The organism is Streptomyces sp. NPDC104761, from assembly GCF_055583445.1.
On the sequence record NZ_JBVJNZ010000027.1, the window covers coordinates 1 to 16,799 of the forward strand.

Here is a 16,799-nt window from a genome sequence, read left to right on the forward strand (position 1 = left end):
AGGGGGGAGCACCCGCCCAAGGAGTGAAAGAACAGCCACGGCGCCGCGCCCCCACCCCCCCCCCCCTCCCCCCCCCCCCCCCCCCGCCGTCGTACCGGGTCGGAGCTGAGGATCAGCCCCGACCCGGGCCGAGGATCAGCCCCGGTTCCCGCCGTTCCCGTTGCGGCCCCCGTTCGCGTTCCCCTGGATGAAGCCGGCGGGGAGGGAGAAGGTCGGGTTCGGGTTGGCGCCGCCGTTCGTCGAGCCGTCCGTCGTCCCGCCGGTGGCGTTGCCACCGGTGTCGTTGCCGCCGATGAGACCGCCGATCAGGCCGCCGTTGTCGTTGCCGCCGTTTCCGTTGTCGTTCCCGTGGCCCTTGTCGTGGTTGTTCTCGTCCGGGATGTCCACGAGGTTGAAGGACTCGTCGGCCTTGCCCTCCAGGGCGCCCGTCATGGCGTCCTTCCAGATCGGGCCCGGGGTGTCGGCGCCGAAGACCTCGGAGTGGTAGACGCCGCCGATGGTGATGTTGGTCATCTCGACGTTCTGCTTCGCGCTGCCGACCCAGACCGCGCCCGCGAGGTTGGGCGTGTAGCCGACGAACCAGGCGTTCTTGCGGGAGTCCGTGGTACCCGTCTTGCCCGCGCTCTCCCGGTCGTCGAGGCCCGCCTGCTGGCCGGTACCGGAGTCGACCACACCGCGCAGCAGGGTGTTGATCGTGTCGGCGGTCTTCTCGCTCATCGCCCGCGAGCAGGTCGACTTCGGGACCGGGATCGACTTCTGCTCGTTGCCGACCTTCTGGGTGATCGACTCGATGGCGACCGGGGTGCAGTACATGCCGCGGTCGGCGAAGGTGGCGTACGCGCTCGCCATGGTCAGCGGCGACAGGCCGATCGCGCCGAGGGCGATCGACGGGGTCTCGGGGAGCTTCGAGCCGTCGCCCTGGTGCACGTGGAGCGCGTCGGTCATCTTGACCACCGGGCACAGGCCGATGTCGGAGATCAGCTGGACGAAGTAGGTGTTGATGGACTTCGCCATCGCCTTCTTCATCTGGTACGGCCCGACCTCGGACTCGTTCTCGTTCTGAACCTGCTCGCCGTCCGTGTTGACCCACTGCTTGCCGTTGCACTGCTGCACGGGGCTCGGGTAGTTCATCTTGTACGGCGACGAGTACTCCTGTGTCGCCGGCGTGCCGCCCTCGATGGCGGCCGCGGCCACGAACGGCTTGAACGTCGAACCCGTCGGGAAGCCGTAGTTGGAGCCGCCGTAGTCCCGGTCGACCGAGAAGTTGTACTCGGTCTCGTTCTTGTTGTAGCCGTACGGCTTCGACTGGCCCATCGCCAGGATCTTGCCGGTGCCGGGCTCCACGAGGGTGGCGGCGGCCGCGACCGAGTCGGACTTGTAGACGTGGTCCTTGATCGACGCCTGCACCGAGTCCTGCGCCTGCGGGTCCAGGGTGGTGCGGATGGTCAGGCCGCCCTGGTTCCAGAGCTTGGCGCGCGCCTCGCGGGTCTTGCCGAAGGTCGGGTCGGTCAGGAAGACGTTCTCGACGTACTTGCAGAAGAACCCGGCGCCCTTGACCGCGGTGATGCAGCCGTTCTTCGGCTGGGTGACGTGCAGGCCGAGCGGGGCCTCCTTGGCCTTGTCGGCCTCCGCCTGGGAGATGTCGCCGAGTTGGGCCATGCGTTCGAGGACGACGTTGCGCCGCTTGGTGGCCTCGGCCTCGTCGTTGACGGGGTCGTAACGGCTCGGCGACTGGACGATGCCGGCCAGCAGGGCGGACTGCTGGAGGTTGAGGTCCTTGGCGTGCTGGGAGAAGTAGCGCTGGGAGGCGGCCTCGATGCCATAGGCCTGCTCGCCGAAGAAGGTGATGTTCAGGTAGTTCTCGAGGATCTTCTTCTTGCCGAGCTTCTCCTCCAGCTGGATCGCGTACTTCAGCTCCTTGACCTTGCGGCCGAGGGTCTGCTGGGTGGCCTCGGCGACCTTGGTCGGGTCGTCGCCGGCCTCCTCGATGAAGTAGTTCTTCACCAGCTGCTGGGTGAGCGTGGACGCGCCCTGGGCGACCCCGCCGCTCTGCGCGTTCTTGTTCAGCGCGCGCAGCACGCCCTTCAGGTCGATGGCGCCGTGCTGGTAGTAGCGCGAGTCCTCGATCGCGACGATCGCCTTCTGCATGTACGGCGAGATGTCCTTGAGCTCCACCACCGTGCGGTCACGGGAGTAGACCTGGGCGATCTGATTGCCCTCGCTGTCGAGGATCCTGGTGCGCTGGCTCAGCTGCGGGCTCTTCAGGTTGGCCGGGATCTCGTCGAAGCCCTGGACCGAACCCTTGGCCGCGAGACCCAGGGCCCCGGCCGCGGGCAGCGCGATGCCCGCCATCACGGCTCCCGCGAGCACACTGACACCGAGGAACTTGGCGGCCTGCTGTGTGGTCGACAGACCACCGCCCGAGCGCTTCTTTGGCATGGAGGCAGCCTAATCCGTAGTCCTGGCCGTTCCCGGGGAGCGGGTGGCTCTCGGGATGTTCGAGTGCCGGATCGTGACATAGAGGGCGACCCGGCGCACCCCGACCGACCGCACGGCATGCTCTGCCCGACGGCACGACGACATGAACGGTCTACCTTGCCATTCGCCGGACACGCGTACAGGCCTTGGCCTAAGCTGCTCTCAACTGTCACAGCAGTGCGGCCACGTATCAATACGTCCGGCGACCCCGAATCGTTCCGGAACCTGCCCGATTTTTTTCGGGTCAGGTGTTGATGGCGTGTCCGAATCCGCCTCGTGTGTCACTCGGCGTCCGTTGTGACGCATCGCAGCTGTCCGGTTTTGCCGCGATCATCACGCATGTCGCCAGCTCACTCCCGCGGGTGATCTGCCGCTTACCCATAGTCCGTTCGGGCCATTCAAGATTGGGCCCGAAGGGGGTGTTGCGCTGTGCCCACCTTCCGTAACGTCCTCAACTGGCGGCGGTGAATATGCCGCTGCCGCCGTGGGGGAGCCTCGATTCGGGAGAGGACGGCGCCGGTATGGGCTGGGTAACCGACTGGAGTGCGCAGGCTGCCTGCCGCACTACCGATCCGGATGAACTGTTCGTTCAGGGAGCAGCGCAGAACAGGGCCAAGGCGGTGTGCACCGGGTGTCCGGTACGCACGGAATGCCTGGCCGACGCGCTGGACAATCGCGTCGAGTTCGGCGTGTGGGGAGGCATGACGGAGCGGGAGCGTCGCGCACTGCTGCGCCGCCGGCCCACCGTGACCTCCTGGCGCAGGCTCCTGGAGACAGCGCGCTCGGAGTACGAGCGGGGGACCGGGATCGTCCCCCTCGACAGCGACGAGGTGTACGAGAACTACGCGGCCGTGAGCTAGACCGGACAGGTCTACGGCAGCTCCGGCCGGCCGGCCGCGAGCCGGTCGCCGATGTCCCGCAGCCCCGTGAGGTCGTGCACGTCGCCGGGCAGCGCGGCCACCTCCACCACGGCCACCTCGGGGTGGCGCGCGGTGAAGCGGTCACGTGTGCGCTGCTCGCGGGAGAGCAGCTGCATGCGCTCGGCGTGCAGCCTCAGCAGGCCTGCGGTGAGCTGGTCGACGGTGCGGTCCGGGCTTTCCGACGACGGACTTTGTGACGACAGGCTTGCTGACGAGGGGGATTCGTCAGCCGTGTCCGCCGTCATGTCCGCAGTCATGTCCACAGTCGTGTCCGCGGGCCCTGACGAGGGGGATCCGTCGGGCCGGGACTCGGACGGCGCGGGCGCGGGTGATTCAGAACTGCCGTACGTGTCGGGAGAGTTACGAAGTCCAGCTTTCCCGCCCCCCTGATCGACAATGCGGGGCTCCTCAAGATTTTCCGCGGCGGCGACCGCGCGCTCGGCCGACAGCCGGGCGGCGCCGCTTCCGTGGACCCGGTTGAGGACCAGACCGACCAGGGGCATGTCCTCCGCAGCCAGCCGCTCCACGAAGTACGCGGCCTCACGCAGCGCGTCCCGCTCCGGAGCCGCCACCACCAGGAACGCCGTACCCGGCGCCTGAAGCAGCTTGTACGTCGCGTCCGCGCGGGTGCGGAACCCGCCGAACGTCGTGTCCATCGCCGCCACGAACGTCTGTACGTCCTTGAGCAGCTGCCCGCCGAGCAGTTTGCCGAGCGTGCCGGTCATCATCGACATGCCGACGTTCAGGAAGGCCATGCCCGCACGGCCGCCGAGCTTCGCGGGGGCGGTCAGCAGCCGGATCAGCCGGCCGTCCAGGAAGGAGCCGAGCCGCTTCGGCGCGTCCAGGAAGTCCAGCGCGGAGCGGGAGGGCGGGGTGTCGACCACGATCAGGTCCCACTCGTCCCGGGCCCGCAGCTGGCCCAGCTTCTCCATCGCCATGTATTCCTGCGTGCCCGCGAAGCCCGCCGAGAGTGACTGGTAGAAGGGGTTGGCCAGGATGGCGGCCGCCCGCGCGGCGTCCGCGTGCGCCTCGACGACCTCGTCGAAGGTGCGCTTCATGTCGAGCATCATGGCGTGCAGTTCGCCGGGGCCCTCGGTGCCCTTCACCCGCCGCGGCACGTTGTCCAGCGAGTCGATGCCCATGGACTGCGCGAGCCGCTTGGCCGGGTCGATGGTCAGTACGACGACCTTGCGGCCCCGCTCGGCCGCCCGCAGGCCCAGGGCCGCCGCGGTGGTGGTCTTCCCGACGCCGCCCGAGCCGCAGCACACCACGATCCGGGTCTCCGGATCGTCGAGCAGCGGATCTACCTCGAGCGCGGGCGCGTGCGACAGGCGCCGGGCGTCGTCCTGCGCCTCGGCCGGGTCCGGAGTCATGACATCCCCTGTTTCCGCAGTTCGCGGGCGAGTTCGTACAGGCCCGCCAGGTCCATCCCCTCGGCGAGCAGCGGCAGTTCGTGCCGCTCCAGGTCCAGCTCGGCGAGGACCGCGCGCTGCTCGTGCTCCAGCGCGTACCGCTCGGCGTACTCGGCGGCCTGCGCGAGCAGCGGGTCCACCAGCTGCTCGGCCTTCCCGCCGCGCCGCGCCCCGCCGAGCCCGGCCGCCGACAGCGTCTGCGCCACGGCGGTGCGCGGCACGGTCCGTACGAGTTCCAGATCGGCGGCGTCCAACACCTCCGGCCGGACCATGTTCACGATGACCCGGCCCACCGGCAGCCGCGCGGCCCGCAGTTCGGCGATGCCGTCGGCGGTCTCCTGGACCGGCATCTCCTCCAGCAGGGTGACCATGTGCACGGCCGTCTCCTTGGACTTCAGCACCCGCATCACCGCCTGCGCCTGATTGTGTATCGGGCCGATCTTGGCCAGCCCGGCCACCTCGTCGTTGACGTTCAGGAAGCGGGTGATGCGGCCGGTCGGCGGGGCGTCCATGACGACGTAGTCGTAGATGAAGCGCCCGGCCTTGTCCTTCCGGCGCACCGCCTCGCACGCCTTGCCGGTCAGCAGCACGTCCCTGAGGCCGGGCGCGACGGTGGTGGCGAAGTCGATCGCGCCCAGCTTCTTCAGCGCCCGGCCCGCCCCGCCGAGCTTGTAGAACATCTGGAGGTAGTCCAGAAGGGCCAGTTCGGGATCGATGGCGAGCGCGTAGACCTCACCGCCTCCCGGCGCCACCGCGATCTTCCGCTCTTCGTAGGGCAACGCCTCCGTCTCGAAGAGCTGGGCGATGCCCTGCCGGCCCTCGACCTCCACGAGAAGCGTCCGCTTCCCCTCGGTCGCGAGGGCCAGCGCGAGTGCGGCGGCGACCGTCGTCTTTCCGGTCCCGCCCTTGCCGCTGACGACCTGGAGCCTGCTCACATCTTCGAGACTAACCAGTCGGCCGGAGACTCACGCGGGAGGCTGTGGATAACCGTGCGTGCGGTGGGCCACGTGTCCCGTCCGTCACAGCGGATACAGTCGGCCCCATGACCAAGTGGGAATACGCAACCGTGCCGCTGCTCGTCCATGCCACGAAGCAGATTCTGGACACCTGGGGCGAGGACGGCTGGGAGCTCGTCCAGGTCGTCCCCGGGCCCAACAACCCCGAGCAGCTCGTGGCCTACCTGAAGCGGGAGAAGCCGTAATGGGCGCCGTGGAGGCCAAACTGGCCGAACTCGGTCTCACGCTGCCCGCGGTCGTCCCGCCGCTCGCCGCCTACCAGCCGGCCGTGCGGTCCGGTGCGTACGTCTACACCTCCGGCCAGCTGCCGATGGTGGACGGCAAGCTCCCGGTCACCGGCAAGGTCGGGGCCGAGGTCACCGCCGAGGAGGCCAAGGAGCTGGCCCGCGTCTGCGCGCTGAACGCCCTGGCCGCCGTGAAGTCCGTCGCCGGTGACCTGGACCGCGTCGCGCGTGTGGTGAAGGTCGTCGGCTTCGTCGCCTCCGCGACCGACTTCACCGGGCAGCCGGGCGTGATCAACGGCGCCAGCGAACTGCTCGGCGAGGTCCTCGGCGACAAGGGCGTGCACGCGCGCAGCGCGGTGGGCGTCGCGGTGCTGCCGCTGGACGCGCCGGTCGAGGTCGAGGTCCAGGTCGAGCTGGAGCCGTAGCCGGACGGAACCGCGGGGGTGATCCGCCGAGGCACCTCTCGAACATTCGCTCCCCACGGGATAGCCTCCGGTAATGGCCGATGGACAGTGGTATCCCCCCGAGTGGCCGGACCGCATCCGCGCACACGCGGAGGGCACCCTCGTGCCGGTGGCCCCGAAGCGCGCGGCCACCGTGCTGCTCCTGAAGGACACCCCGGACGGTCCCGTCGTCCACATGCTGCGCAGACGCGCCTCCATGGCCTTCGCCGGAGGCGCGTACGCGTATCCGGGCGGTGGTGTCGACCCGCGCGACGACGACCACCAGGTCCGCTGGGCGGGCCCCACGCGCGCGTGGTGGGCCGAACGGCTCGGTGTCGACGAGGCGGGCGCCCAGGCGATCGTCTGCGCGGCCGTCCGGGAGACGTACGAGGAAGCCGGCGTGCTGCTCGCCGGTCCCGCCCCGGACGCCGTCGTCGGGGACACCACCGGGGACGACTGGGAGGCCGACCGCGCGGCCCTGGTCGCCCGTGACCTGTCCTTCGCCGAGTTCCTGGACCGGCGGGGCCTGGTCCTGCGCTCGGACCTGCTGGGCGCCTGGACGCGCTGGATCACCCCGGAGTTCGAGAGCCGTCGCTACGACACCTGGTTCTTCGTGGCCGCCCTGCCCGCGGGCCAGCGCACCCGCAACGCCTCCACCGAGGCCGACCGCACGGTGTGGATCCGCCCCGCGGAGGCCGCCGTCGGCTACGACAGGGGCGAGCTGCTGATGATGCCGCCCACCATCGCCACGCTGCGCCAGCTCCTGCCGTACGGCACGGCCGCCGAGACGCTCGCGGCGGCACCCGCGCGGGACATGACCCCGGTGCTCGCCAGCGCCCGGCTGGCGGACGGCGAGATCGTCCTGACCTGGCCGGGCCACGACGAGTTCACCAAGCGCATACCGACCGACCTGACGACCGGTGGAGCCTGACCATGACGGACGCAGCAGCCCTGCCCGGCCAGCCGCGCGGCGGAGTCCTCCCCGGGCCCGCCACCGTGCGGGCCGTCAACGTGCTGGCGCCCAACGCCTCCGCGATGACCCTGGACGGCACCAACACCTGGATCGTCGCCGAGCCCGACTCCGACCTGGCCGTCGTGATCGACCCGGGTCCACTGGACGACGGCCACCTCAAGAACGTCGTCGACACGGCCGAGAAGGCCGGCAAGCGCGTCGCGCTCACCCTGCTCACCCACGGCCATCCGGACCACGCCGAGGGGGCCGTACGGTTCGCGGAACTGACCGGCACGCGCGTGCGTGCCCTCGATCCGGCGCTGCGGCTCGGCGACGAGGGCCTGGCCGCCGGTGACGTGATCACGACCGGCGGCCTCGAGCTGCGGGTCGTACCCACCCCGGGCCACACCGCGGACTCCCTCAGCTTCCACCTCCCGGCCGACCGCGCGGTCCTGACCGGCGACACCGTCCTGGGGCGCGGTACGACGGTCGTGGCGCACCCTGACGGCCGTCTTGGCGACTACCTGGACTCGCTGCGACGGCTGCGCTCGCTGACGGTCGACGACGGCGTCCACACCGTCCTGCCGGGCCACGGACCGGTGCTGGAGGACGCCCAGGGCGCCGTCGAGTTCTACCTGGCCCACCGCGCCCACCGGCTGGCCCAGGTCGAGACGGCCGTCGAGAACGGCCACCGCAGCCCCGCCGAGGTCGTCGCCCACGTCTACGCCGATGTGGACCGCTCCCTGTGGCCGGCGGCGGAACTGTCGGTGCGGGCCCAGATGGACTACCTGACCGAGCACGGGCTGATCCAGGCCGAGATCTAGGACCGATCTAGGACCGGTTCTGCGGTTGTGGCGCCTTGACGCCGTGCACGCGCGCGTATTCGTCCGCCAGCCAGGGGCCGAGGTCGTCCACGTACGACAGCAGTACGGCACGGTCGCCGACCGGCTCGTACCCCAGCACGGCCGCCCGGCGCAGCTGCTCGGCCCGCTCCGGGTAGTAGCCGGCGAACGCCTCGGCCATCTCCCGCAGATCGCTGGTCCAGCCGTTCCAGCGGGGCATGACGAGGGTGAAGCCGGTGCGGACGAGATGGCGCGACATGAAGCGCACCAGGGGCCGCAGGGCCTCCTCGGTGCAGTCCGTGGCCGAGATCCGCTCCCGCCAGCGCGGCAGGTACCGGGCCAGGTCGCCGTTGGTCTCGCGGGCGAGCAGCGAGTCGGGGCGGTAGCGGGGCAGGAACTCGGCGAGGTCCTCGCCGAGCAGCGGGGTGCACAGGCAGGCCACGAACCAGCCGATGTCGTACCGCTCCGGCTCGCTGAGCACCCGCGCGCGGGAGTAGAGCAGGGTCCCGACGCCGTCGATCTCCGGGAACTCCTTGTCGACGGCCTCGCCGAGCAGGCGGGCCGCGTCCCGGTCGGCGCCGGTCGGCTCCTCGCTCAGCACGACCAGCAGATCCAGGTCGCTGCGCCCGACGCGCGCGGTGCCGCGCGGGATCGATCCGTAGAGGTAGGCACTGTCCAGGCGCGCCCCGAAGACGTCCAGGAGCCGGTCGCGGGCGGCGGCGACCACGGGCCGGAAGACGCGCGGCACGCGCGCGTGCGAGCCCTCGCGCTCGATGAAACCCAGGGGATCGAGGCCCCGGGACGCGACTTCTTCAGACATGGGAAACCACATATCAGCCCGCCCGGCGCTCGAGGACGGGGCCGGAGGCCGATGATGCGGGGGTCCGGGGGCAACAGCCCCCAGAGATCCGGCGCCTACCGGGACCGCTTCGCCAGCCGCTCGACGTCCAGCAGGATCACGGCCCGCGCTTCCAAGCGCAGCCAGCCGCGCTGGGCGAAGTCCGCCAGCGCCTTGTTCACGGTCTCGCGGGACGCGCCGACCAGCTGGGCCAGCTCCTCCTGGGTGAGGTCGTGGACGACGTGGATGCCCTCCTCGGACTGCACGCCGAAGCGGCGGGAGAGGTCCAGCAGGGCACGTGCGACCCGGCCCGGTACGTCGGAGAAGACCAGGTCGGACATGGCGTCGTTGGTCTTGCGCAGCCGGCGGGCGACGGCGCGCAGCAGGGCCGTGGCCACCTCGGGACGGGCGTTCAGCCAGGGCTGGAGGTCGCCGTGGCCGAGGCCCAGCAGCTTGACCTCGGTCAGCGCGGTGGCGGTCGCCGTGCGCGGGCCCGGATCGAACAGCGACAGCTCGCCGATCAGCTCGCCGGGGCCGACGACGGCCAGCATGTTCTCCCGGCCGTCGGGGGAGGTGCGGTGGAGCTTGACCTTTCCCTCGGTGACGACGTAGAGCCGGTCGCCCGGGTCGCCCTCGTGGAAAAGGGAGTCGCCACGCGCGAGGGTCACCTCACTCATGGAGGCACGCAGCTCCGCGGACTGCTCGTCATCGAGCGCCGCGAAGAGCGGGTTGCGCCGCAGAACGTCGTCCACGAGTTCTCTCCTTGTCGACCTGCTCAGGGGATCTTGCTCCCCCTTGGTACCAGGGGACCGTGTTCCCCATCTTGCCGGACCGTCCAAACAGTGTGATCTGTCACAAGGATGCCGCACAGGTGTGCCGAGGTAAGCGGCAGGGGTCCAATCGGGGGCTGATCTTCCGGGTCCGGGGCGGATGTCGGTGCCGGGCTTTAGGCTGGCCGGGTGTCCAAAACGCCGGTGAGAGCACAGGCCAAGGGGGCTGGGCGGGTGGTTGTACGAGGTGATTCCGCTGTGGGCGAACAAGGGTCCGATGCAGCCGCCGGTGAACCGAAAAAGGCGGCAAAGGCGGTGAAAGCCGCGAAGAAGGCTGCGGTGAAGAAGGCGGCGGTGAAGAAGGCGGCGGTGGAGGAAACGGCGGTGGAGGAAACGGCGGTGGAGAAGACCGCCGCGAAGAAGACCGCCGCGAAGAAGACGGCGCCGGCGGCGAAGAAGGCGGCTGCCAAGAAGACCGCGGCCAAGAAGACGGCCGCGAAGACGGCGACCGCCAAGAAGACCGCAACGGTCGCGAAGGCTGCCGTCGAGCAGCCGCAGCCCCAGCCGGCCGGGAAGCCCGAGTCGCCGGCCGCGCTGGTGCGCCGGGCCCGCCGGATCAACCGCGAGCTCGCCGAGGTCTACCCGTACGCCCACCCCGAGCTGGACTTCGAGAACCCCTTCCAGCTCCTGGTCGCCACGGTGCTGTCCGCCCAGACCACCGACCTCAGGGTCAACCAGACCACCCCGACGCTGTTCGCGAAGTACCCCACCCCCGAGGACCTCGCCGCCGCCAACCCCGAGGAGGTCGAGGAGATCCTGCGGCCGTGCGGGTTCTTCCGGGCGAAGACCAAGTCGGTGATAGGGCTGTCCAAGGGCCTGGTCGAGCAGTTCGGCGGCGAGGTGCCGGGGCGGCTCGACGACCTCGTCAAGCTGCCCGGCGTCGGCCGCAAGACCGCGTTCGTCGTGCTCGGTAACGCCTTCGGGCGCCCCGGCATCACCGTGGACACGCACTTCCAGCGCCTGGTGAGGCGGTGGCGATGGACCACGGAGACCGACCCCGACAAGATCGAGGCGGCCGTCGGCGCGCTGTTCCCCAAGAGCGAGTGGACCGACCTGTCGCACCACGTCATCTGGCACGGCCGCCGGATGTGCCACGCCCGCAAGCCCGCCTGCGGCGTCTGCCCGATCGCCCCGCTCTGCCCGGCCTACGGGGAGGGCGAGACCGACCCGGAGAAGGCGAAGAAGCTGCTCAAGTACGAGAAGGGCGGCTTCCCCGGCCAGCGGCTCAAGCCGCCGCAGGCGTATCTGGACGCGGGCGGCAGGCCGGCGCCGCCACTGGGCGCCGTATCAGGGACATGACCCAGGGGTCTTCCCAGGGACGGAGAACGGAACGATCAAGGAGACTGCGGGCGTTGGAACGGGCAGCAGGGCGGGGGAGCAGGACAGGACGGGGGATGCCGTGACACACAGCAAGGCACAGACGGGCGGTGCCCGCGGGGATGTGGCACTGAGCAAGGAGGGGCTTCCGGAGTGGCTCGGCCCGGTGGTGCGGGCCGCCGAGACGGTCAAGCCCCTCCAGCTGAGCCGCTTCCTGCCGCCGGAGAACGGGGCGGGGCGGCAGTCGGCCGTGCTGATCCTTTTCGGCGCGGGAGAGCAGGGGCCCGAGCTGTTGCTGATGGAGCGGGCCGGTTCGCTGCGCTCGCACGCCGGGCAGCCCTCCTTCCCCGGCGGTGCCCTCGACCCCGAGGACGGCGACCCGAAGGCCGACGGGCCGCTGCGGGCCGCTCTCCGCGAGGCCGAGGAGGAGACCGGGCTGGATCCGGCCGGGGTCCAGCTGTTCGGGGTGCTGCCCAGGCTGTACATCCCGGTGAGCGAGTTCGTGGTCACCCCGGTGCTGGGCTGGTGGCGCGAGCCGACACCGGTGGGCGTGGTCGATCCGAACGAGACGGCGCGGGTCTTCACGGTCCCCGTGGCGGATCTCACGAATCCGGCCAACCGGGCCACCGCCGTGCACCCCAGCGGTCACCGAGGTCCGGCATTCCTGGTCGAATCGACCCTGGTGTGGGGGTTCACGGCCGGGGTGATCGACCGCCTGCTGCACTATGCGGGATGGGAGCGCTCCTGGGACCGCGAGAAGCTGGTCCCGCTCGACTGGCGGTCATGACAGGGTGTCCACCGTGCCATGTCATCCGGGGGACGCCGTGTCCCGTTGCCGCCGCCTCGCGGCGGGCCGGACCCCCGGCCGACCTGTAGAGACCGCGAAGCGACGAGGCGAGGCCTGACTCGGTGAACGTGCTGGACATCCTGTTGCTGGTCGCCGCCGTGTGGTTCGCGATCGTCGGCTACCGCCAGGGGTTCGTCGTCGGCATCCTGTCGGTGATCGGCTTCCTGGGCGGCGGGCTCGCCGCCGTCTACGCCCTGCCGGTGATCTGGGACGCGGTGACCGACAACGCCGAGGTGAGCACCACCGCCGCGGTCGTCGCCGTGGTCGTCGTCATCGTCTGCGCCTCCGTCGGCCAGGCCCTCACCACCCACCTGGGCAACAAGCTGCGCCGGTACATCACCTGGTCCCCGGCCCGCGCCCTGGACGCCACCGGCGGCGCGCTGGTCAACGTGGTGGCGATGCTGCTGGTCGCCTGGCTGATCGGCTCCGCCCTCGCGGGCACCACCCTGCCGACGCTCGGCAAGGAGGTACGCAGTTCCAAGGTGCTGCTCGGGGTGTCCAGAGCGCTGCCCAACCAGGCCGACACCTGGTTCGCGGACTTCTCCGCGGTCCTCGCGCAGAACGGCTTCCCGCAGGTCTTCAGTCCCTTCGCCAACGAGCCGATCACCGACGTCTCGCCACCCGACCCGGCCCTCGCCAACAGCGCGGTGGCCACCAACGCCAAGCGGTCCATCGTCAAGGTGACGGGCACCGCGCAGAGCTGCGGCAAGATCCTGGAGGGCACCGGCTTCGTCTTCGCCGACCGCCGTGTCATGACCAACGCGCACGTCGTCGGCGGCGTCGACGAGCCCACCGTCCAGATCGGCGGCGAGGGCCGCAAGTACGACGCCAAGGTCGTCCTCTACGACTGGCAGCGCGACATCGCCGTACTGGACGTGCCGGACCTGCGGGCCAGGTCGCTGCAGTTCTCCGCCAAGGACGCGGAGACGACGGACAGCGCGATCGTCGCCGGGTTCCCCGAGAACGGTTCGTACGACGTCCGGCCCGCCCGGGTGCGCGGCCGGATCACGGCCAACGGTCCGGACATCTACCACCGCGGCACCGTCCGCCGTGACGTCTACTCGCTGTACGCGACCGTCCGCCAGGGCAACTCCGGCGGCCCGCTGCTCACGCCCCAGGGCAGGGTGTACGGGGTCGTCTTCGCGAAGTCGCTGGACGACGCCGACACCGGTTACGCCCTCACGGCCGACGAGATCCAGGCGGACATCGCCCGGGGCCGTACCGCGAGCCAGCAGGTGGGCACCGACAGCTGCGCCCTCTAGAGGCCCGTGCGGGGCTCGCTCGAGGGGTCAGCCGCGGGTGTGGCGCAGACGTACCGAGACCCAGCGGGCCCGGCGGCGCAGAATGTGCGGAATCCCCACCCTGAGGTCTGTGCCCGGCAGCTGCGGGGCGGCTCCCCGGTAGGGGTTCGGGCCGCCTGTCGTACGGCGGCTGCGGGGTGCGTCACTGTAGTCGTGCGTCCAGCCCATACCCCGACGTCTGCCCCTGCCCCAAGGTCGATAACCTCCCGCGCGCCCCTCAATCGGCCTATGCGCCGGGCATGTGGCCGTTCGTAGAACAGGTGTCCAGATCCGGATACCGGGCGCATCGGCGCGGTCACCGGTCGGGTTCGGGGTCTTTCAGCCAGTTGACCAGTTCGGCGGAGAAGCCCACCGGGTCCTCTTCGTGCGGGAAGTGCCCCAGCCCGTCGAACAGCCGCCAGCGGTAGGGCGCTTCGACGTACTCGCCGGAGCCGGCCGCGCTGCGGGTGCGGGTGACCGGGTCCAGGGAACCGTGCAGGTGCAGCGTCGGGACGCGCACCGGGCGCTTCATCCTGCGGTTGAACTGGATGCCGTCCGGGCGCGCCAGCGAGCGCACCAGCCAGCGGTACGGCTCGATCGAGCAGTGCGCGGTGGAGGGGATGCACATCGCCCGCTGGTACGTCTCCACGGCCTCGTCGTCCGGCAGCCGCGGCCCGGACCAGTCCCGGATCAGCCGGGCGACCAGCGCCCCGTCGTCGGCGGTGAGCTGCCGCTCGGGGATCCAGGGCCGCTGGAAGCCCCAGATGTAGGAGGCGGCGGCGGTCTGCCGGCGGTCCCGGAGCATCGCCGAGCGCCAGCGCCGCGGGTGCGGCATGGACACCACCGCGAGCCGTCGTACCAGCTTGGGGCGCATCGCGGCCGCCGTCCACGCCAGGTAGCCGCCCAGGTCGTGACCGACCAGCGCGGCGTCCGGCTCGCCGAGGGACCGGATCACGCCGGTGATGTCGAGGGCGAGGTTCGCCGGGTCGTAGCCGCGCGGGGTGCGGTCGCTGCCGCCGACGCCCCGCAGGTCCATGGCGACGGCCCGGAAGCCCGCATCGGCGAGCGCGACCAGCTGGTGCCGCCAGGCCCACCAGAACTGCGGGAAGCCGTGCACCAGCATGACCAGAGGTCCGTCGCCGAGCTCGGCGATGTGGAAGCGGGCGCCGTTGGCGGCGACGTCCCGGTGCGTCCAGGGGCCCTCCAGCCGCACGGCCGAGGGAGCGGGGTCCGTCATGACGACGAGCGTCCCACAGCGGCCTCGATGGCGCGTACGTCGTCCCGGGGAAGTTCCGGGCGCGGATGCGGCTTGGCGTTCTGCAGCACGCCCGCCGACTCCTTCATGGAGGCGGCCACCTTCTGCGGGCCCTGGCCCTTCTTGGCCTTCTTCGCGAACACCACGCCGATCAGCGCGAGGACGACGGCCACCAGGACGTTCGCCGCGAAGGAGAGCAGGAAGCAGATCGCGAGATTCCAGTGGCTCCAGGTCCGAATGCCGTACGCCAGCGCGAAGTTGAGCATGGGCAGGGAGAACAGCAGCAGCACCCCGGCCGCCGAGAACGCGCCACCGCTCGTCGCGCCCCGCTTGACGTCCTGCTTCAGCTGGGCCTTGGCCAGCGCGATCTCGTCGTGCACCAGCGCCGACATCTCGGCCGTGGCCGAGGCGAACAGCTGGCCGATGCTGCGTTCGGCACCGACCGGGCTGCCGTCGGGTGCGCTCATCGCGGTCTCCCTCTGCGTCTTCGTCGTCTTGTGCACCGGCCCTTTTTGCACCGGTCCTTTTGTACCGTCTCGTCAGATCATGCCGGACGGCCGCCCTGCTCGCCTGCCCCGCCCGGCACTTCGGCAAGCGCGTCCCGCCCGCCGGCGCCCTAGGAGGCGGCCTTCTCCGCCGCGATCCTGCGGTGTTCGGCGGCCTTCCGCTCGTAGATCTCCGCCATCCGCAGGTGGTACGCCGGGTCGTCCTGCTCGTAGACGTCCGGGATGCCGTCGAGGTCGTCGTCCCGCTCCTCGGCCTCGACCAGCCTGCGGTAGCGGGTGTTCCGTATCTTCAGCAGCACCGTGGCGCACAGGGCCGCGATGAGCGAGCCGGTGAGCACGGAGGCCTTGACCTCGTCGGTGAGCACGGTGTCGCCGGCGAAGGCGAGTTCGCCGATGAGCAGCGAGACCGTGAAGCCGATGCCGGCCAGCGTGGCCACCGCGAAGACGTCCGCCCATTCGAGGTCCTCGCTGAGCGAGGCCCGGGTGAACCGGGCGGTCAGCCAGGTCCCGCCGAATATCCCGGCCGCCTTGCCGACCACCAGGCCGAGGACCACGCCGAGCGTCTCCGGCTTGGTGAAGACGTCGCCGAGTGCCCCTCCGGACACCTTCACACCGGCGCTGAAGAGCGCGAACAGGGGCACGGCCAGCCCCGCCGACAGCGGCCGCACCAGATGCTCGACGTGCTCTCCGGGGGAGTGCTGCTCGCCCTCGCGGGTGGTGCAGCGCAGCATCAGGCCCATGGCGACACCTGCGATGGTCGCGTGCACGCCGCTGTTGTACATCAGCGCCCAGATCACGACCGCGAGCGGGACGTACACGTACCAGCCGCGCACGCCCTTGCGCAGCAGCAGCCAGAAGACCGCGAGGCCGAGGACCGCGCCGCCGAGCGCGGCGAAGTGGATCCGCTCGGTGAAGAAGACTGCGATGATCAGGATCGCGAACAGGTCGTCGACGACCGCGAGGGTGAGCAGGAAGGCGCGCAGGGCGCCCGGCAGCGAGGTGCCGATCACCGCGAGCACGGCCAGCGCGAAGGCGATGTCGGTGGCCGTGGGCACCGCCCAGCCCTGTGTGGAGCCGCCGTCGGCGAGGTTGGTCAGGGTGTAGACGAGCGCGGGTACGGCCATTCCGCACAGCGCGGCGACCACGGGGAGGACGGCCGCCTTCGGGTCCCGCAGGTCGCCTGCCACCAGCTCCCGCTTGAGCTCGATGCCGGCGACGAAGAAGAAGACGGCGAGCAGGCCGTCGGCGGCCCAGTGGGCGACGGAGAGGTTCAGGCCGAGGGCGCCGGGGCCGAAGTGGAAGTCGGCGACGCTCTCGTAGCCGTGGCGGAGCCCGGGTACGTTCGCCCAGACCAGCGCGGCTATCGCGGCGACGAGCAGCAGCACACCGCCGACGGTCTCGGTCCGCAGCGCGTCCGCCACGATGGTCCGCTCGGGCAGCGAGAGCCGCCCGAGGACCTTCCGGACGGGTGCGGTGCGGGGCGCGGACACGGGAACCTCCGGTCGGTGGGCAGGACAGGGCTACTTGCCGACCAGACTTCCCGGCACACCTTTGGATCACGCTACTTTGCTTAGTTTACCTAAGGTGTGGCGGGAGTTGCCAGGTGAGTCTCACGGTAGGTGCAAAAAGAGCGCCCGGC

16 protein-coding genes and 1 pseudogene are annotated in these 16,799 nt (G+C 70.7%); 8 read left to right on the forward strand and 9 right to left on the reverse strand.

Annotation, left to right across the window (positions count from 1 at the left end; genetic code table 11):
* Nucleotides 1-135: 135 nt before the first annotated feature.
* Nucleotides 136-2,439, reverse strand: coding sequence for a transglycosylase domain-containing protein (locus ACZ63F_RS40900; RefSeq protein ID WP_469718932.1), 2,304 nt, complete (start codon nt 2,437-2,439; stop codon nt 136-138).
* A gap of 560 nt (nt 2,440-2,999) precedes the next feature.
* Between ACZ63F_RS40900 and wblA the strand changes: the two genes are divergently transcribed.
* The gene (wblA, locus tag ACZ63F_RS40905) at nt 3,000-3,338 is read left to right on the forward strand and encodes a transcriptional regulator WblA (RefSeq protein WP_132856581.1); all 339 of its coding nucleotides are present in this window, start codon (nt 3,000-3,002) and stop codon (nt 3,336-3,338) included.
* Between the two features lie 11 nt (nt 3,339-3,349).
* On the opposite strand, the gene bagB is transcribed toward wblA, so the two are convergent.
* Nucleotides 3,350-4,771, reverse strand: coding sequence for an ATPase BagB (gene bagB, locus ACZ63F_RS40910; protein ID WP_469718934.1), 1,422 nt, complete (start codon nt 4,769-4,771; stop codon nt 3,350-3,352).
* On the reverse strand, nt 4,768-5,745 hold the full coding sequence (gene bagA / locus ACZ63F_RS40915) for an ATPase BagA (protein ID WP_352366999.1): 978 nt from the start codon (nt 5,743-5,745) through the stop codon (nt 4,768-4,770). Before bagA ends, bagB begins: the two co-directional genes overlap by 4 nt.
* 107 nt (nt 5,746-5,852) lie before the next feature.
* Here bagA and ACZ63F_RS40920 point away from each other — a divergent pair, with 107 nt between their 5' ends.
* From ACZ63F_RS40920 to ACZ63F_RS40935, 4 genes are all read left to right on the forward strand, one after another.
* Nucleotides 5,853-6,011: a DUF4177 domain-containing protein gene (locus ACZ63F_RS40920; RefSeq protein WP_019992579.1), complete on the forward strand. Its 159-nt coding sequence runs from the start codon at nt 5,853-5,855 to the stop codon at nt 6,009-6,011.
* Nucleotides 6,011-6,475, forward strand: coding sequence for a RidA family protein (locus ACZ63F_RS40925; RefSeq protein WP_093500161.1), 465 nt, complete (start codon nt 6,011-6,013; stop codon nt 6,473-6,475). Before ACZ63F_RS40920 ends, ACZ63F_RS40925 begins: the two co-directional genes overlap by 1 nt.
* A gap of 73 nt (nt 6,476-6,548) precedes the next feature.
* On the forward strand, nt 6,549-7,424 hold the full coding sequence (locus ACZ63F_RS40930; RefSeq protein ID WP_469718936.1) for an NUDIX hydrolase: 876 nt from the start codon (nt 6,549-6,551) through the stop codon (nt 7,422-7,424).
* Nucleotides 7,425-7,426: 2 nt separating this feature from the next.
* Complete coding sequence (locus ACZ63F_RS40935) at nt 7,427-8,269, forward strand: MBL fold metallo-hydrolase (RefSeq protein ID WP_469718938.1); 843 nt, start codon at nt 7,427-7,429, stop codon at nt 8,267-8,269.
* A 7-nt stretch (nt 8,270-8,276) separates the two neighbouring features.
* On the opposite strand, the gene ACZ63F_RS40940 is transcribed toward ACZ63F_RS40935, so the two are convergent.
* Nucleotides 8,277-9,107, reverse strand: coding sequence for a nucleotidyltransferase domain-containing protein (locus ACZ63F_RS40940; protein ID WP_469718940.1), 831 nt, complete (start codon nt 9,105-9,107; stop codon nt 8,277-8,279).
* A 95-nt stretch (nt 9,108-9,202) separates the two neighbouring features.
* On the reverse strand, nt 9,203-9,877 hold the full coding sequence (locus ACZ63F_RS40945; RefSeq protein ID WP_018547939.1) for a Crp/Fnr family transcriptional regulator: 675 nt from the start codon (nt 9,875-9,877) through the stop codon (nt 9,203-9,205).
* A 276-nt stretch (nt 9,878-10,153) separates the two neighbouring features.
* On the opposite strand from ACZ63F_RS40945, the gene nth reads away from it, so the two are divergent.
* The 3 genes from nth to ACZ63F_RS40960 all read left to right on the forward strand — a co-directional run bounded on the left by nth (nt 10,154) and on the right by ACZ63F_RS40960 (nt 13,381).
* Nucleotides 10,154-11,254 carry an endonuclease III gene (gene nth, locus ACZ63F_RS40950; RefSeq protein ID WP_469718941.1) on the forward strand — a complete coding sequence of 367 codons (1,101 nt, stop codon included), beginning with the start codon at nt 10,154-10,156 and terminating at the stop codon, nt 11,252-11,254.
* A gap of 100 nt (nt 11,255-11,354) precedes the next feature.
* Nucleotides 11,355-12,059 (forward strand): NUDIX hydrolase, encoded by a 705-nt coding sequence (locus ACZ63F_RS40955; RefSeq protein WP_351960862.1) that lies wholly within the window; start codon nt 11,355-11,357, stop codon nt 12,057-12,059.
* Between the two features lie 122 nt (nt 12,060-12,181).
* On the forward strand, nt 12,182-13,381 hold the full coding sequence (locus ACZ63F_RS40960; RefSeq protein WP_469718943.1) for a MarP family serine protease: 1,200 nt from the start codon (nt 12,182-12,184) through the stop codon (nt 13,379-13,381).
* 27 nt (nt 13,382-13,408) lie between these two features.
* On the opposite strand, the gene ACZ63F_RS40965 is transcribed toward ACZ63F_RS40960, so the two are convergent.
* The 4 genes and pseudogenes from ACZ63F_RS40965 to nhaA all read right to left on the reverse strand — a co-directional run bounded on the left by ACZ63F_RS40965 (nt 13,409) and on the right by nhaA (nt 16,650).
* Entirely contained in the window at nt 13,409-13,588 is a 180-nt protein-coding gene (locus ACZ63F_RS40965; protein ID WP_351960864.1) for a hypothetical protein, read from the reverse strand.
* 127 nt (nt 13,589-13,715) lie between these two features.
* A complete protein-coding gene (locus ACZ63F_RS40970) occupies nt 13,716-14,636 on the reverse strand; it encodes an alpha/beta fold hydrolase (RefSeq protein ID WP_351960865.1) in 921 nt (306 codons plus the stop codon).
* On the reverse strand, nt 14,633-15,121 hold the full coding sequence (locus ACZ63F_RS40975) for a phage holin family protein (RefSeq protein ID WP_352367006.1): 489 nt from the start codon (nt 15,119-15,121) through the stop codon (nt 14,633-14,635). The genes ACZ63F_RS40970 and ACZ63F_RS40975 overlap by 4 nt, the downstream gene beginning before the upstream one ends.
* Nucleotides 15,122-15,198: 77 nt before the next feature.
* Nucleotides 15,199-16,650: pseudogene (nhaA, locus tag ACZ63F_RS40980) on the reverse strand (Na+/H+ antiporter NhaA).
* Between the last annotated feature and the right edge of the window lie 149 nt (nt 16,651-16,799).

What these genes read in the sequence shown, in the direction of transcription:
- ACZ63F_RS40900 (WP_469718932.1), bottom strand. Translation starts at nt 2,439, where the DNA reads ATGCCAAAGAAGCGCTCGGGCGGTGGTCTGTCGACCACACAGCAGGCC.
- wblA (WP_132856581.1), top strand. Translation starts at nt 3,000, where the DNA reads ATGGGCTGGGTAACCGACTGGAGTGCGCAGGCTGCCTGCCGCACTACC.
- bagB (WP_469718934.1), bottom strand. Translation starts at nt 4,771, where the DNA reads ATGACTCCGGACCCGGCCGAGGCGCAGGACGACGCCCGGCGCCTGTCG.
- ACZ63F_RS40920 (WP_019992579.1), top strand. Translation starts at nt 5,853, where the DNA reads ATGACCAAGTGGGAATACGCAACCGTGCCGCTGCTCGTCCATGCCACG.
- ACZ63F_RS40925 (WP_093500161.1), top strand. Translation starts at nt 6,011, where the DNA reads ATGGGCGCCGTGGAGGCCAAACTGGCCGAACTCGGTCTCACGCTGCCC.
- ACZ63F_RS40930 (WP_469718936.1), top strand. Translation starts at nt 6,549, where the DNA reads ATGGCCGATGGACAGTGGTATCCCCCCGAGTGGCCGGACCGCATCCGC.
- ACZ63F_RS40935 (WP_469718938.1), top strand. Translation starts at nt 7,427, where the DNA reads ATGACGGACGCAGCAGCCCTGCCCGGCCAGCCGCGCGGCGGAGTCCTC.
- ACZ63F_RS40940 (WP_469718940.1), bottom strand. Translation starts at nt 9,107, where the DNA reads ATGTCTGAAGAAGTCGCGTCCCGGGGCCTCGATCCCCTGGGTTTCATC.
- ACZ63F_RS40965 (WP_351960864.1), bottom strand. Translation starts at nt 13,588, where the DNA reads ATGGGCTGGACGCACGACTACAGTGACGCACCCCGCAGCCGCCGTACG.
- ACZ63F_RS40970 (WP_351960865.1), bottom strand. Translation starts at nt 14,636, where the DNA reads ATGACGGACCCCGCTCCCTCGGCCGTGCGGCTGGAGGGCCCCTGGACG.
- ACZ63F_RS40975 (WP_352367006.1), bottom strand. Translation starts at nt 15,121, where the DNA reads ATGAGCGCACCCGACGGCAGCCCGGTCGGTGCCGAACGCAGCATCGGC.